This window comes from Allobosea sp. 05T422_2 (assembly GCF_056396265.1).
This window is the reverse complement of sequence record NZ_JBFTLD010000025.1, coordinates 32017-48196: the sequence shown is the minus strand read 5'-3', so window position 1 is coordinate 48196 and position 16180 is coordinate 32017. Positions and strand designations below refer to the sequence as shown.

The following is a 16180-nucleotide window of genomic DNA, read 5'->3' as shown; positions in this document are numbered from 1 at the left end:
CCCTTGCGCCCGTAGACCACCGCGAAAATTCCGCCCGTGATCGCATAGGCGAACACGTGCTCCAGCTCGGGTGGCGCCCGGGTTCTGAACTCGATGCTTCCGGGCAGGATCGAGGCAATGCCGACGAGGGAGAAGGCGCACCAGGCGACAGCCCGCCAGTGCTTCCAGCGGACAAGCCTGTCGATACCGGCGCTGCGTTGCTCCGGGTCGAGGCGGCGCGCCGAAGCAAGCCCGCTCCTCACGGCAGGACCGCGACACGGGCAAGCAGCGTGACCAGCTCCGCCTGGCGCCTGGTCTGCGTCTTGGCGAAGACCGAGGCCAGCTGGGAGCGAATGGTGGTTCGGCTGAGACGCCGACTGCGGGCGACATCCGCCGGCACATCGCCGCGCGCCATTTGAATCGCCAGGCGCGTCTCGGCCATGGTCAGGCCAAACATGCGCTGAAGCATGAAGGGATTGGGCTCCAGATGAGCATCAAGATCGAGAAGCATCACTACGCTGGTGCCGTCCGGCATGTCGTCCGCGACCTGATTGAGAACGAGAGGCGCATCGTCCTTGTCCGAAATGACGATCCAGGTCAGCGGGCCGAGTGACGGGCGGTTCGGCGCGCGCGCGATCAATCGCTTGAAGGCGCTCGTCAGTTGGTCGAGGCCTTGAACCGAGCCCGCCTCACGGCCAAGGATCAGCCGGGCCGTGGCGTTGGCTTCGACGATCTTCCGGCGGTCCTCGAGGACAAGATAGCCGCAGCCGATGCGGTCGAGCATGCTCAGAGCCACGGTGCCGCGATAATTGCTTGGGGGCGCTACGCCCGCCCCGCCCTCTTCCTGGTCGAGAACTGGGGACGCGCAAAGAGGCCCGACGAGGCCGGCATTCAAGGGCATCGCATGACGGACGGACGCACCCAGGGGCGCCGGCGCTTCGACAGATCCGCTGACCAAAGACATATCGGCACTCTCCTCGATGTTCCGCATTCCGGACCAGAGACCATCCGCTTAACCTCGCCCCGCAAACCATGTCGGTTGAGATGACGCAGCTACTCACAGCGCACGTAAACTTAATCGCTGCAAGATATCGCGCACAAGGAGCGGAAGTTACTACATATTATACTCAAATTACCTTTGATTATATCGTCAGTATGGAAAATTATCTTATATATTCATACGCTCCGGATACATTACTATAGAACAATATCGGAACCATGAGGGAACAATATCAGAAAACCCCCGAGCGAAAACGCATTCAAAGGAGCCAGTCTGCCTACACCCAAAGGTTAAGGTCCCGCCCCCCCGAAAGGCCATACCGGCCGGCCTGCATACACCGGCCGCTGTCCCCGGCAAGGAAGGGCTACCCAAATTGGACGAACGGGCCGCGGCGGGGCAGCAGGCGGGCTGATGCCAGCGTGACACGGAATGCTCACGGTCCCCCGTGGGTAGAAGTAATCGTCGCCATGCGCGCATGGAGATAGAGCCCCTGGAAGTGGCCGCCCTCGACAGACTCGAGCCCCGGGGGCTCGCCCTCCATTCGGACAGGCTCGCTCCGAGGCCGTTTCGAGATCAAACACGGCGGCTGCACGCACAAATTCGTGACGACCTGAAGATGCGTCGGGAGACTACATGTTCTCTCCGGTCCCTGCACAGTTGGCCGGCTGTCTGGTTTTCGCGCCACGGCCGCTACCGCGACGCCTCTTCCGGCGGCCCCGCCCCAATGCTGGCATCCTACGCCTGCCAGCACGTGAATCCGCTGTCAGCCGGGCCGAGCCGGCCTCTTCCACGCAAACCATAGCGTGAGGCAGAAGCTGTCGGCTTCAAGGCGAACACCCTGCCGCCTCTGAAGCGATGAGGCCGGCGATCGCCGGATTCTTCCCCCGACCATGCGGAAACGCACCGATGCYGGCGCCCTACGCCATTTACGTCCGGTTCCGATCCGTCATCCAAATGAATGAGGACAGTGCAGAGCCTGCTCCATACCGTGATTTCCTACCGGATACGGTCCTGTGGGGCAGGAACGCGCCGGAAAAGGTCATCAGGCCGAGCGCTTGCACTCAGGGGTCAGGCCCCCCGCAGTCCCAGCTCCTGGCAGGAGGAGTCAAAATGGTTCCGCATGTGCTTTGCGTGGGAGGGGAGGACCATTCGCTGCGCATCCCGTTCCTCGCAGCCTTGCAGGACCGCGGCTTTCGGATAACGGCAGCCTCGACCACAGACGGGGCCGCCTTCTTGCAAGCCGGCCTGGCTCATCGGCGTTATCAATTCGACCGGTTCGACAGTCGCGGCGCCGATCTCGCTGCCATCCGCCAGCTCGCGAAGATGATCGCGGATATCGGCCCAGACATTGTCCAAAGCTTCGATACGAAGCCCAATCTGCTGGCACCCCTCGCGGTCCGGGGCAAGGTCGCCGTGGTGCGAACCATCAATGGGATKGGTTGGGTATTCTCGTCCGAGACGGCCCGCGCGCTCGCCCTCCGGTCGGTCTACTGCGCCTTGCAATGGCTCGCCTCCCGCTGGACCGCGGCTACGGTTTTCCRGAACCGCGACGACAAGGCCTATTTCGAGAGTCACAGGCTGGTTCGGGGGGACCGCGCTCATCTGATCCGCGGATCGGGCATCGACATTGCCGCCTTCGATCGATCGCACGCCCGTGGCCCCGTCACTGCGGCGCTAAGGGAACAGCTCGGCCTCGGGACGGACGAGATCGTCATCACGGTCAGCAGGCTGACGCAACAGAAGGGAATTCCGACGCTACTGGAGGCTGCTTCGCTGGTCAGGAAGGTGCGCCCGGGTGTGCGCTTCCTGCTCGTCGGTCCACGAGAAAGTGAAGGGCCCTTCGCAGTCGCTCAGGACGAGATCKACCGGCAGGCGCCCCATGTGATGGCGCTGGGCGCGAGGAAAGACGTGCCGGCCCTGCTCGGCCTTGCAGATCTGTTCGTCMTGCCGACGGAATATCGGGAGGGGATCCCGCGCGTGCTGCTGGAGGCCGGCCTTGCGGGCTTGCCGATCGTCACGACCGACATGCCCGGCTGCAGCGATGTGGTCACGCATCACTGGAACGGCCTCCTCGTGCCACCGCGCGACCCGGGCGCTCTCGCCAGCAGCATCCTCGAGCTCCTCGAAGACCGGCGCAGAGCGCTTGAAATGGGTGGTCGATCCGTAGCGCTGGTTCGACGCGAATTCGGGCTCTMGACGATCGTCGGACATTACACGGAGCTTTATCGGCAGGTTCTGTCGGAACAGGGTGGTACGGACAAGGCTGCGGGCAGGTCGCGATCGCCGATTCTGGAGGGCGCCGGCGCGCTCCGCGGTGTCGGAGAAGGGGAATGATCCGAAATGCGCTCCTCGGAGCGGGGCTCGTGCTGTCTTCCGCATCGCAGCTCCGCCTGCCCGGCCTGCCGATCGGCCTAGGCGAGCTCTGCCTTGCGCTCTGGATCGCCCTGTCGGCGACCCGATTTCTGGCCGGGTACCCGATGGCGGCCAGTTCAGCCTTGACCCGACTGAGCGCATTCTGGGCCGTGTTCGCGCTCACCTTGAGCATAGGCGCGTGCATCGGACTTCTCTTCGATCCGCTGACCGACGTCGGCGCCATGGTGCATGACTCCACCGCCTATCTGCTCATGGCCTGTGTGACGATATTGTCCATGGCCGAACCAGACAGTGACAACCGCCTGCGGCAGACCGCCTGGTTCGTCATCGTCTTCGGCAATATCGGCCTCGCGCTGCAGATTGCCATCGGCTGGGGGCTGCTCCCTCAGGGTTCGCTCGATCCATGGTACTGGGACCGCTTTCGCGGCTGGTCCGAGAACCCCAACCAGGCTGCGCTCTATTGCGCCGTGTTTGGTCCGCTCGCGCTCCATCTGGCGATGAGCGCGGAGACGGGCTTCGGCCGCGTCTCCGGCTTTGCTTTGGCGGTCCTGCCCGTGGTCTTCGGGCGATTGACGAAGAGCGACGCCTTCTTGGGCGCCACGGTCATCTCGAGCACGTTCCTGATCGGGTTGCGGCTGCGAACCTGGCTGGCCATGCCAGGATACAGCATGCGTTACATCGCAGCCGTCCTCTTCATCCTGGCGGCCCCGCCCACCACGATCGCGCTGTTGCCCTACGGCATCGCCGCTGCCGATGAGGCGGAGGATTTCGCCAAAAGCCTGGCCAAGGACAAAGGCGGGGACGGGACCGTAGCCACAGCCAATCTGCGGTTTCTGCTTTGGCAGCAAGCACTGCTGAAAGGGTTGKGGTCGGCCTCCCTGGGCCTCGGTCCGGGGCCGCATTCCGAACGCCCCACGGGTCCTAACCCGCAGAACCTGCCCGGCCCGTTCGAGGCGCACAGCACGCCCCTGGACCTGTACACCCAAGGAGGCGTGCTTRGCCTCGCCACTCTGGCGTGGCTCGTCGGCAGTACCCTCTTGCTCACGCTGCACGCCCGGTTCGATGCCCTCTCGGCACTGATCTGCTCTGTGGCGGTGTTCAGCATCAGCCACTTCATTCTTCGCCACCCGATCTTCTGGTTCGCCCTCGCCCTGTGCTTGGCCGAGGGCTGCACGCGAAGGCCGACGGTTTCCCACAGCGGACGGCTGGTCATGACCTTCAACGGCGAGGTCTACAATTTCCATACCCTGCGCCGCGAACTCGAAGATCTCGGGCATAGCTTCCGTGGTGGCAGCGACACCGAGGTGATGCTCGGCGCGATCGAAAGCTGGGGTCTGGAGAGGGCGCTCCAGCGCTTCACCGGCATGTTCGCACTCGGCCTCTGGGACCGAAGGGCGCGTGTTCTCCATCTGGTCCGAGATCGGATGGGGAAGAAGCCACTCTACATCGCGCGCATCGGACGTGCCCTTGTGTTTGCCTCCGAGCTGAAGGCAATTCGCACCTTTCCGGGCTTTCAAGCCCGGATCGATCGAGAGGCTGTGGCCGCCATGCTGGCGCGCGGCACGATGCCGGATCGGTGCTGCATCTGGCACGATGTGTTCAAGCTGCCCCCTGGAGCCATGCTGTCGGTGAGCGCCGACGAGATCGCCGACGCTCCCGACACAGCAACTCTCAAGTCGAGGATCCACCAATGGTGGTCCCTGGCTGCCGTGGCCGAAGAGGGGCGGAAGAATCCGTTCGTTTCCGACGATGTCGCACTGGTCGCGGAGCTTGACGAACTGCTTCGTCTCGCCGTGCGCGAGCGGATGGTCGCCGACGTTCCGCTCGGCGCATTCCTCTCCGGAGGAATCGACAGCTCGACCGTCGTCGCGCTGATGCAGGCCCAGTCCGACAGGCCGGTGCGCACGTTCACGATTGCATTTCGCGAACGAGGCTATGACGAGTCGGTCGAGGCCGGGCGTATCGCCCGGCACCTCGGGACAGATCATACGGAGCTGCATCTGACGCCAGCGGAGGCTCGCGAGGTCATCCCCGAATTGCCACGCATCTGGGACGAGCCATTCGCCGACTGGTCGCAAATCCCGACCCTGCTCGTCTCCCGTCTCGCTCGCACTGATGTGACCGTGGCTCTGTCGGGCGATGGTGGCGATGAATGCTTTGCCGGCTACTCCAGGCATTTTCTTGCGGTGCGGCTGGCTTCCCTGCTTGGCCTGCCCCCCATTCTCCGCCGCACCGCTGCAGATTTCCTGGTTCACCTGGCGAATGGCGCCAGCGAGGAATTCGTCAATCGGCTGCCGGTGCCGGACCGGCTGAGGCGTTCGCTGCGCGGCGACCGCCTGAGGCGTCTTTCCGATCTCTTCGCCGCGAACGGAGACCAGGAAATCTACCGGCGGCTGACACGTGTCTCGGAGCTAACCCTGGCGCGCGACGCCGAAGCTGCCGAGCCCGATGCTCCCGTCCTCGACGATCTGGTGTCGCAACTGATCTTTCGGGACATGACTGGATATCTGACGAGCGACATTCTGGTGAAGCTCGACCGGGCAAGCATGGCGACGAGCCTGGAAGCCCGCTGTCCGCTTTTGGATCATCGCGTTGTCGAATTCGCCTGGCGCCTGCCGACAGCGGTCAAGGTCCGCCACGGCCAGGGCAAGTGGATCTTGCGACAGGTTCTTGCGCGCTACTTGCCCCGGCACCTGTTCGAACGCCCCAAGCAGGGCTTCGACGTGCCTGTCGGTGCCTGGCTGAAGGGGCCGCTACGGGCCTGGGCGGCCGACCTGCTGACCGAATCGCGGCTGCGGCGCCACGATCTTCTCGACGTGGCGGCGGTCCAGGCGTGCTGGGCGGAGCATCTGAGCGGCCGCCGCGACCATTCGCTTGCGCTTTGGGCTGTGCTGATGCTCCAGGCCTGGCTCGACGAGGGCGCAGGTCCGCCGGCCACCACACCGGTCGGTGAATTCGACCTCGCATTGCAGGGGAGCTGACGATGGAAGCGTTGACCGGCAAGGGCCAGCGGTTCATCGCGACGGCACGACCTTCGGATCTGCCGCCACTCGAACCGACGACGCGGATAACCAGACCGATCATTGGATCGGCGCCAGGGCCGCTGCCATTCCAGCGGATCGTCCACGCGCTGTCGAGGCGGCGGGGTTTGATCCTTGCAATGATGCTCCTCGGCGGCGGAGGGGTCGCGATCGTTGGCCTGATCATGTCGCCCACCTATACGGCAACGACGCAAATCGTGGTCGATCGAGCCTCGGAAGGGTCGAGTGGCACATCCCAGGCCTCCCAAGCCATCGACGATGCGGCGATCGACACGCACTTGGCCGTGCTTTCGTCCGATGCGCATCTGCGACGGGTCGCTTCCGCGCTCCTTCTTGCCCATGAGGAAGTGGTGGCGGCAGGGAAGCAACCGGACTCCTGGCTGCACCGTGTCCAGGATGGGCTCGGTGCCGCTTGGTCGTTTCTCACGCAGCCGTTTCGGCGTAGCGCTGACAGCCACTCCCCTGACAGTAACGAAAGCGCGCTGGCCCAGCAGTTGAAGCGCTCCGTAAAGATCGGCCAAGAGCGACGTTCGAGAGTCTTGTCAGTTGTTGCAACGGATTCCGATCCGGGACGTGCAGCCGAGATCGCGAACACCGTCGCGAATGTCTACATCGAGGATATTGCGCAACGAAAGCGCACCGACGCGGAGCAGCTTGTGGTCTGGCTCGCCAAGCGCGTTCCCGAAATGAGGCTGGAGGTGGCGCGTGCCGAAGAGGAGCTGCAGGCCTACCGCTTGCTCCATGGCGCAGCGGTCGATGGCACCCCTGATGTAACCGGCCAGCAGATCGCACAGCTGGCCCGGCAATTGGCCCTGGCCAAGTCCGATTTCGCCGCGACGCAACAACGGCTGAACCGGTTCAACGACTTGCGCCAGCGCGGCGCACCCACCTCCGCCCTTGCGGATGCACTGGGATCAGCGAGCCTGGCCGAGTTCGCCCACAACGAAGCAGCACCAGCGACAGTCGGTCAGGAGCCTCAGCCGGAGCCGCGCCGGAAAGCGGACCGTGCGACAGAGCAGGCGATCGATCAGGCGTTCAGCCAGGTAGAGACCGACGGTCGCATTCTCCAGGCTCAGGCCAGATCAATCGAGGAGCGGCTGCAGTCCCTGAAGGCGGCGGCGACCGAAACCGCGGCCAGCATGTCCGGTTTGCGGGCTCTMGAGCGTCAGGCGGCCGCAGTGGCCCAGCTCTATGATGCCCTTCTGAGCCGTCAGCAGCAGGCAAACGAACAGGTCCAGCTCATTCAGCCGGACGTCCGGGTCATGGCGTCGGCGTGGCCGCCGGAAAGGCCAAGTTCGATTCACCCGGCCTTCCTCATTCCGCCTGGCGTGATGGTCTTCGGCATCATGGGCGTGCTGCTTGCGCTCGGCATCGACAGACTTGATCACACTCTTCGCAGCACGGATGAAGCCGCCGAAGCTCTGGCCGTTCCTTGCCTCGGGCAGGTCCCGCGGGTCACGCTCCGGCACGCAAAGCGGATCGAGGATCTGCTGCGGCAGCAGCCTCAATCAGTCTATGCGCGGTCAATCCGCTCATTGCTGATCTCCGTGTTGCCAAGGGGCTCCGGCAGCTTCGCGTCGAAGATCATCCTTGTCAGCTCCGCCCTTCCGGGCGAAGGCAAGACCACGGTCGCGCGGAGCCTTGTCCTCTCGGCGGCGCGCCTTCGACTGCGCGTGCTCCTGATCGACCTCGGCGAGCCAAGCGGGCTCCCTGAACGGGACATCGTGACGATGGCGCGCGCGGCCGCCCCCGGCGTCGATCTCGTCGACGTCCTGAGCCGCGGCCGACCGATCGCCGATGCGGTGGAGCACCTTCCTGAGCTTGGGGTCGACTACATTCCGCCGCCTCGACTCGATGGCAACCTGCTTCATTTCCTCGCAAACCCGCAAGTTCCGCACTGGCTTGATCAGTTCCGCGAGACCTACGACTTCATCGTGATCGATGGGCCCGCAGCGGTCGATCGGCTGGAAGCGAGTTTTCTGGCGGGCTGGGCCGACCAGATACTGCTCGTGGTGCGCTGGGCACAGACCGGCCGGGAAATGGCGCAGAGTGCGCTACGGCTGGTCGGCGGCGCTCCGGGGCCCGACGCCGATGGCGCTCCCCGAGTGGCGTCGGTGCTGACCTGGGTCGATACCGAGCACGATGCCGGCTTCCATTTCAAAGACATCCGCAGCTTCATGAGCTGGCGTCGGTCATGATCGATTACAGTCACAACGCTGGGTATTGATCTGATGTTGACAGGTTACGCCACCGCCACCCGGCTGGCCCGCAGCGATAATGCGCCGACAGCGACCGCTCTATCTGAGCCCGCGGCCGCGCCCTCAAGCGGCGAAACCGGTTCGAAGGGCAGCAGTGACCTCGCTCACCGGCTCTCATCCGGGAGCGTTTGGGCTCTGGTCGTCTATGTCGGCGGCGCAGGGCTTACGAGCGTTGCTCAGTTCGAGATCGCCCGGCTGGTCGGCCTTTCCAGCTATGGCACATATTCCTACGCCTTTGCCTGGGTCAGCCTCCTGGCCTACAGCGCGACCCTCGGCTTCAATGTTGCCCTGCTTCGGTTCGTGCCGGCCTATGGTGCGAAGGGGGAGTGGTCTCTGGCGCGTGGTGTGATTCAGTTTGCCGTGGGCTGGACCCTCGTGGCAGCCATCGTTCTCGCCGGAATCGGCACCGGAATCGTGGCCGTTTCCTCCGCTCGCCCGCACTCGGAGCTCAGCATCAGCCTGCTGATCGGAATGGCCACAGTCCCGCTGGTCACGATGTATCTGATCGGTGCGACGCTGCTACGCGCTTTCGGCGGAATCGTTTCGGCTCTTTTGCCGGAACGCATCGTCCGTGACGGCCTCTTGCTCGTGCTTGTCGTCCTGGCCGCCACCGCAGCTTCATGGCGGCTGGACGCAGCGCTCGTCATGGCTGCACTGTTGATCAGCTCGGCGGTCACGGTGGGCGTTGTCTGCGTGATCATGCGCCAGCTCTGGCCCCTTGCTCTGCGAGGCGTGAGCTCGGCCTACGCTCCGCGCTATTGGTTGACCGCCGTCTTTCCCATCATGATCATGACGGCCGTCGACACCCTGATGAACCGCACGGGGGTGATGCTGCTCGGCTGGACCGGCAACATCCGGGATGCTGGTACGTTTGCGGTCGGTTTCAATGTGGCGATGCTGCTCCTGTTGCCGCGCGTCGCCGTGAGCACCGTATTTGCCCCCACGATCGCGGACCTTCACGCGCGCGGGGACCGGCTGGGCCTGCAGGCGCTGTTCGCGCGCGCCAGCGTGTTGTCCTTCGTCGGGGCGGTCATGCTGGCTGTGCCGCTTCTGGTGGTGCTCGAGCCGGGGCTACGATGGTTTGGCAAGGATTTCGTCGCCGCAGTTCATGTTGCTCAGATCCTGATGATCGGTCAGGTCTTTGCCGCGGCGGCCGGCCCGCATCAGAACCTCCTGACCATGACCGGTCATGAGCGCGCCGCCGCGGTCATCATGGTTGCGAGCGCCGCCGCGAACGTCGCAGCCTGCGCCATAGGAATCGCGCTCTACGGCGCAATCGGCGCGGCAGTGGCCACCACGGCGACCATGGTGCTCTGGAATGTCGCGACCGGCATTTGTGTCTATAGGCGTCTCGATCTCATTCCAGGGCTCGCCGTTGCAATGCGCGCGAGGCGAAACAAGCCGGTACACCCGCTGAAGCTGACCCACGAATAGCAGGCGCACCGTGGTGGCGCGTGAGAGACAGCGCCAGAAACCTCCGAGCTGGCGCGCGCGATACACCCCCAATGATCCAGCCGGATCTCCTTCGCAAGCGACACCCGATCGAGTCCGCCCGTATCAATCATCAGAAATCCATGCCGCCCGGCATCGCCTGCGGCGCTTCCTTCTTCGGCTGCTCGGCAATGATCGCCTCGGTCATGATCAGCAGCGAGGCGATCGACGCCGCATCCTGAAGGGCGGTCCGCACCACCTTGGCCGGATCGATCACCCCATTCGCCACAAGATCCTGATACTCCCCTGTCGCGGCATTGTAGCCCTGGTTGTAGTCATCCTTCTCGATCAGCTTGCCGACGATGACCGCACCGTCGGCGCCGGCGTTTTCGACGATCTGTCGGGCCGGAGCCTGCAGCGCGCGGCGCACGATCTCGACGCCGGTTCTCTGGTCGGCATTGGCGGGCTTGACGGCGGCAAGGGCCTTCATCGCCCTCAGCAGCGCCACGCCGCCCCCCGGCAGGATGCCTTCCTCGACCGCCGCGCGGGTCGCGTGCATGGCATCGTCGACACGATCCTTCTTCTCCTTGACCTCGATCTCGGTCGCGCCGCCGACGCGGATGACCGCAACGCCACCGGCGAGCTTGGCCAGACGCTCCTGGAGCTTCTCACGATCGTAGTCCGAGCTGGTCTCCTCGATCTGCGCCTTGATCTGTGCCACGCGAGCGCCGATCTCCTTCTTCCTGCCGGCACCGTCAACGATTGTGGTGCTTTCCTTCTCGATCATGACTTTCTTGGCGCTGCCGAGCATTTGGAGCGTGACGGTCTCGAGCTTGATGCCGAGATCATCGGAAATGGCGGTTCCGCCAGTGAGGATCGCAATATCCTCCAGCATGGCCTTGCGGCGATCGCCGAAGCCCGGAGCCTTGACGGCCGCGACCTTGAGGCCACCCCGCAGCTTGTTGACCACGAGCGTGGCGAGAGCCTCCCCTTCCACGTCCTCGGCGATGATCAGCAGCGGCCTGCCGGTTTGCACCACCGCCTCGAGCAGCGGCAACATGGCCTGGAGCGAGGAGAGTTTCTTCTCGTGGATCAGGATATAGGCGTCTTCGAGCTCGGCCCGCATCTTCTCCGCATCTGTGATGAAATAGGGTGAAATATAGCCACGATCGAACCGCATGCCCTCGACCACATCGAGCTCGATCTCGAGCGATTTTGCCTCCTCGACCGTGATGACACCCTCGTTGCCGACCTTCTTCATGGCCGCGGCGATCATCGCCCCGATCTTGGTGTCGCCATTGGCCGAGATGGTGCCGATCTGAGCGATCTCGCTATTGGCCGTGACCGTCTTGGCCCTCTTCTTGAAATCTGCCACCGCAGCCTCGACCGCCATGTCGATGCCGCGCTTCAGATCCATCGGGTTCATGCCAGCGGCGACGGCCTTGGCTCCCTCACGGACGATGGCGTGGGCCAATACAGTTGCCGTCGTGGTGCCGTCGCCGGCGGCGTCATGCTGTTTTGAAGCGACCTCGCGCACCATCCTTGCGCCCATGTTCTCGAACTTGTCGGCAAGTTCGATCTCCCTGGCGACGGCGACGCCATCCTTGGTGATGCGGGGCGCACCGAATGACTTCTCGATCACGACGTTGCGCCCCTTGGGACCAAGCGTGACCTTGACGGCGTTGGCCAGGATTTCGACACCGCGCAGCATCCTCTCGCGGGCATCGGACGAGAACTTCAACTCCTTGGCGGCCATGATCCGGGTCCTCCTCCAGGGGATTTCAACGGTCAGCAGCAGATATGGTCAGGCGGGTTCCTCTCGATCGGGCTGATTATATCGCTCTCCGCGGGGATCAGCAGCACTTCTCGCTCGAACGCGATGCGGGGCGCATCGTGAGAGCGAGCTCGCGAAGCAGCAACGGGTTACGCCGCCCTGCGAGCGGCCGCCTGCCGTGCAATGATCCATGCGCCGCGGATCAATTCGCAGGGTCGCGCTCGGCGATGGTTCGTGGGCCGGGGTCTGGCTCGAACTTGCGACCGCCCGCCGCCGCCTCGACCCTCTGCTGGGTGGACCTGGATACAAGGCGAGACTTCCCGAGGGCAGTAAAATCGCTGGCACTGTGGTTTTGACTGGCGCGCCCCTCAAAGACCAGAACGTCCGAACGCGTAACGACGATATCGCCGCGGCGCAGGGTCGGGTCGTCCAGGTACCAATAGTGATCGGTGGCCGGATCGAGTTTTACGACTGGAGGCGTCGGCCTGGATACGACGGCTTTCCGCTGATGCGAACGACGCGTCGGCCGAACGGTCACATCGAGCGGTTCAGGCCCAGTCGGGTAAACCTGCGGAGGCGGTCTCCCGAACACGGCTCGGGCCAGTTCATCGAAGAACCCGGCAGAGTGAGCGGGTGTCACAAGAACAAAGGTGCTCAGGCCAATGCTGAGCAGCCCGCCAATTCGAGTACTGTTCATGGGGCAAATCCTCGCGACCCGTCTTGCTGGCTAACGCCGCCGACGGCCGGCGGTTCCAACGCGGTGTGGCCCGAAGTCGTCCAAAGCGCAGGCGGGCCGACGGCCACAGCGGCCCGCAGCGACATGATGGGCGGTATCCGGGGGCCCAAGCTTCACGCGGCCGGCGGGATTCTCCTACACCCCTGATGACCGGGAAAAGTGGATTTGCGCGGATAGGATGTAGAATGACGAATGCCCCCATTGCCGTCGTCAATGGCCATTGACCTCAGCTCCGGGATTGCGAGCATCACAAAGCAGGATTTCTTGCTGCGACGCAGCTTGACAGGCGCATTGCTGACGTCGGAGCTTGCCTCCGCACGAAACGGGAAGGCTCTGATTATGCGTCTGTTCGCCGCGTCGCTTGCTACCGAGACGAATACGTTTTCGCCTATCCCGACATCCCGCGCGAATTTCGAGGCATCGGCCTATTTTCCCGCAGGTCAGCATCCCGACCGGGCGACGCATTGCACCGCGCCACTTTACGTGGCGCGCCAGCGGGCAGAGCGAGACGGTTTCACGCTGATCGAAGGTTCCTGCTTCTGGGCCGAGCCCTCGGGAACCTGTGCCCAGGCCGATTACGAGGAGATGCGGGACGAGATCCTCGGCCAACTCAACGCCGCAATGCCGGTCGACGGCGTCCTGCTCGGGCTGCACGGGGCCATGGTCGCGCATGGCTATGACGATTGCGAGGGCGACATTCTGGAACATGTCCGCGCCATCGTCGGCCCGAAGGTGCCGATCGGTGTCGAGCTCGATCCGCATTGCCACCTGACCGAAAAGCGCGTGCGGCTGGCGGACGCCATCATCCTCTACAAGGAATACCCGCATATCGACTTCGTCGAGCGGGCCGAGGAATTGGTCGACATCATCCTTGCGACGATCCGTGGCACGATCAAGCCGGTGATGTCGCTCTATGACTGCCGGATGATCGAGCTGGTGCCGACCACCCGCGAGCCCGGGCGCTCCTTCGTCGACCGGATGAGCGCACTCGAGGGCAAGGACGCCGTGCTTTCGGTCTCGCTCGCTCACGGTTTCCAGCAAGGCGACGTGCCGGAGATCGGCACGCGGGTCCTGGTCGTCACCGACAATGCCAAGGCCGCCGGAGATGCGCTCGCCGCGCGGCTCGGCGAGGAGTTCCGCTCCCTGAAAGGGCAATTCGCTCCGCCGGTGGTCCCGCTCGACGAAGCGCTCGACCGGGCTCTCGGCAGTTCTGCTAACGGCCCGAGCGTGATTGCAGATTCGACCGACAATGCCGGAGGGGGGGCGGCGTCCGACAATACCAACATCATCCACCGCCTGCGCGAACGGGGTATTCGCGATGCGGCGATCGGTCCGGTCTGGGACCCTGTCGCCGTCGAATTCTGCCTGACCGCCGGTGTCGGCGCCACCATCCCGCTGCGCTTCGGCGGCAAGGCCGCCTCGACCTCGGGCAAGCCGGTCGACGGCGACGTCACCGTGCTCGGAGCCATCCGCAACGGCACCCAGAGCTTCGGCACAGCCAAGGTCCCGATCGGCAATGCCGTCGGCATCCGCATCGACGGCATCGACGTCGCGCTCTTATCGCATCGCACGCAGGCGCTGGGGCTCGAGATTTTTACCAGCGTCGGCATCGACCCGACGCAGAAGCGCATCGTCAGCGTCAAGTCGACCAACCATTTCCATGCCGCCTATGGGCCGATCGCCAGTGCGGTGATCTACACCGACGGCGGCGGCCCCTCGCATCTCGACGTGCGCAAATACCCCTATCGCAAGATCGCCCGGCCGCTCTGGCCCCACGACCCGCTGCCGCCCGGCCGCATCGTCGTCTGAGCCTGGCCACGTGGATGGAGACTTGACCGTGATTTGATCACCGAGGGTGGCCAGACGAAGCGAATGCTCGCGGTCATTCAGCATCTCTTGGAGGGAGAGAGACATGACGACCACACGCCGCAGATTCGTCCAGGGCAGTCTCGCCGCTGGAGCACTGACCGCCGCGCCTGCCCGCCTGAGGGCCCAGACCACCCCACCCGTCTCACGCACCGTCCGCGCCGTGCTGCATGGCGATCTTCGCGTCTTCGACCCGGTCTGGACGACCGCGAACATGACCTCCTACCATGCTGCCATGGTCTACGACACGCTGTTTGGGGTCGACGACAAATTCGACGCCAAGCCGCAGATGGTCTCGAAATGGAGCCTTTCGGACGATCGCAAGACCTATAATTTCGAACTCCGTGACGGCTTGCGCTTCACCGACGGCACGCCGGTGACGGCGCGCGACTGCGTCGCCTCGATCCGGCGCTGGGGCGCGCGCGACGGCGGCGGCCAGCACATGATGGCTCGCCTCGCCGATACGCCGATCAAGGACGACAAGACCTTCCAGATCGTGATGAAGGAACCCTACAGCCTGGCTGTCGATTGGCTCGCCAAGGCGGCGACCAATGCCTGCTACATCATGCGCGAGAAGGAAGCGCAGACCGACCCGATGCAGCAGATCCAGACGATCATCGGCTCAGGCCCGTTCGTCATGAACCAAGACGCCGTCGTCCAGGGCCAGCGCTACGTCTACGACAAGAACCCGAACTATGTGCCGCGTTCGGAGCCGGCCGTCTTCACCTCCGGCGGCAAGGTCGTGAATGTCGACCGCGTCGTCTACGAGAACATCGCGGACGAGGCGACGGCGATCGCTGCCATCCGCGCCGGCGAGATCGACATGATCGAGTACCCGAATGTCGATCTGCTGTCCTCGCTGGAGGGCGAGAAAGAGATCAAGCTCGAGGTCCTGAACAAACAGGGCCAGCTCGGCTGGGCTCGCGTCAACTGGCTCCACCCGCCGTTCAACAACGTCAAGGCCCGCCAGGCGATGCTCTACCTGATTCACCCGACCGAGGTGATGAAGGCGACCTTCGGCGACGAGAAATACTTCAAGGKCTKCTCTTCGCTGTTCGGCATGGGCACGCCGATGGAGAACGACGCCAATATCGACTGGTTCAAGGGCGGCCAGAACATCGAGAAGGCCAAGCAGCTCGTCAAGGAATCCGGCTATGACGGCCGCCCCGTCGTCGTGCTGCACGCTACCAACATCGCCTATATGAACAATGCCGCGAACCTGATCGCGCAGTGGATGCGCCAGGCTGGCTTCAACGTGTCGCTGCAGGCCTCGGACTGGGGCGCGGTCATCACGCGGCGTGCCGTCAAGAGCCCCCCGGACCAGGGCGGCTGGAACGTCTTCTTCACCTCGGGTTCGGTCAATGCCTTCGGCAATCCCGTGGCGCTCAGCGGCCATGCCGCCAATGGCGAGAAGGGCTGGTTCGGCTGGCCGACCGACGAGAAGCACGAAGCCTTCCGCGACAAATGGGCGGCCGCCTCGAATGATGCCGAACGCCGGCAGATCGCGCGCGACATGCAGCAGAACGCGTGGGATTTCGTGCCGCACATGTATTACGGGCAATGGTTCCAGCCCGCGGCCCTGCGCAATCTCACCGGGYTGATCGGCATGCCGGAGCTGATCCCGTTCTGGAATGTCAAGAAGGGGTAGCCGCCTCCGCCGGCCGGGCTCCGCCCCGGCCGGCGTCGGACCATTCCGGCGGGCTGGTGGACGGCGCAGCCGGC

The 16180-nt window shown here is 64.3% G+C and carries 9 protein-coding genes and 1 pseudogene; 6 read left to right on the top strand and 4 right to left on the bottom strand.

Annotated elements, in window-relative coordinates:
- Positions 1–242 (bottom strand): annotated as a pseudogene (locus AC1DJT_RS07325) (hypothetical protein); the annotation flags it as partial.
- Positions 239–763 (bottom strand): helix-turn-helix transcriptional regulator, encoded by a 525-nt coding sequence (locus AC1DJT_RS07320; RefSeq protein ID WP_069882281.1) that lies wholly within the window; start codon positions 761–763, stop codon positions 239–241. The pseudogene AC1DJT_RS07325 and the gene AC1DJT_RS07320, both read right to left, overlap by 4 nt.
- 1326 nt (positions 764–2089) lie before the next feature.
- On the opposite strand from AC1DJT_RS07320, the gene AC1DJT_RS07315 reads away from it, so the two are divergent.
- From AC1DJT_RS07315 to AC1DJT_RS07300, 4 genes are read left to right on the top strand one after another with little or no spacing between them, the layout of a single operon-like run.
- Positions 2090–3313 (top strand): glycosyltransferase family 4 protein, encoded by a 1224-nt coding sequence (locus AC1DJT_RS07315; protein ID WP_476833817.1) that lies wholly within the window; start codon positions 2090–2092, stop codon positions 3311–3313.
- The gene (asnB, locus tag AC1DJT_RS07310) at positions 3310–6333 is read left to right on the top strand and encodes an asparagine synthase (glutamine-hydrolyzing) (RefSeq protein WP_476833816.1); all 3024 of its coding nucleotides are present in this window, start codon (positions 3310–3312) and stop codon (positions 6331–6333) included. The genes AC1DJT_RS07315 and asnB overlap by 4 nt, the downstream gene beginning before the upstream one ends.
- Positions 6334–6335: 2 nt before the next feature.
- Positions 6336–8591 (top strand): GumC family protein, encoded by a 2256-nt coding sequence (locus tag AC1DJT_RS07305; protein WP_441504902.1) that lies wholly within the window; start codon positions 6336–6338, stop codon positions 8589–8591.
- A 33-nt stretch (positions 8592–8624) separates the two neighbouring features.
- Entirely contained in the window at positions 8625–10085 is a 1461-nt protein-coding gene (locus AC1DJT_RS07300; protein WP_441504903.1) for a lipopolysaccharide biosynthesis protein, read from the top strand.
- A gap of 130 nt (positions 10086–10215) precedes the next feature.
- Here AC1DJT_RS07300 and groL read toward each other — a convergent pair whose 3' ends face one another.
- Together groL and AC1DJT_RS07290 are read right to left on the bottom strand one after the other, a co-directional pair.
- Entirely contained in the window at positions 10216–11838 is a 1623-nt protein-coding gene (gene groL / locus AC1DJT_RS07295; RefSeq protein WP_476767567.1) for a chaperonin GroEL, read from the bottom strand.
- Positions 11839–12058: 220 nt separating this feature from the next.
- Positions 12059–12553, bottom strand: coding sequence for a hypothetical protein (locus AC1DJT_RS07290; protein ID WP_441490641.1), 495 nt, complete (start codon positions 12551–12553; stop codon positions 12059–12061).
- 378 nt (positions 12554–12931) lie between these two features.
- Between AC1DJT_RS07290 and AC1DJT_RS07285 the strand changes: the two genes are divergently transcribed.
- Together AC1DJT_RS07285 and AC1DJT_RS07280 are read left to right on the top strand one after the other, a co-directional pair.
- Entirely contained in the window at positions 12932–14401 is a 1470-nt protein-coding gene (locus AC1DJT_RS07285) for a M81 family metallopeptidase (protein WP_441490640.1), read from the top strand.
- Between the two features lie 103 nt (positions 14402–14504).
- Positions 14505–16106 (top strand): ABC transporter substrate-binding protein, encoded by a 1602-nt coding sequence (locus AC1DJT_RS07280; RefSeq protein ID WP_476833815.1) that lies wholly within the window; start codon positions 14505–14507, stop codon positions 16104–16106.
- The last annotated feature ends 74 nt before the right edge of the window (positions 16107–16180 follow it).

What these genes read in the sequence shown, in the direction of transcription:
- AC1DJT_RS07320 (WP_069882281.1), bottom strand. Translation starts at nt 763, where the DNA reads ATGCTCGACCGCATCGGCTGCGGCTATCTTGTCCTCGAGGACCGCCGG.
- AC1DJT_RS07300 (WP_441504903.1), top strand. Translation starts at nt 8,625, where the DNA reads ATGTTGACAGGTTACGCCACCGCCACCCGGCTGGCCCGCAGCGATAAT.
- groL (WP_476767567.1), bottom strand. Translation starts at nt 11,838, where the DNA reads ATGGCCGCCAAGGAGTTGAAGTTCTCGTCCGATGCCCGCGAGAGGATG.
- AC1DJT_RS07290 (WP_441490641.1), bottom strand. Translation starts at nt 12,553, where the DNA reads ATGAACAGTACTCGAATTGGCGGGCTGCTCAGCATTGGCCTGAGCACC.
- AC1DJT_RS07285 (WP_441490640.1), top strand. Translation starts at nt 12,932, where the DNA reads ATGCGTCTGTTCGCCGCGTCGCTTGCTACCGAGACGAATACGTTTTCG.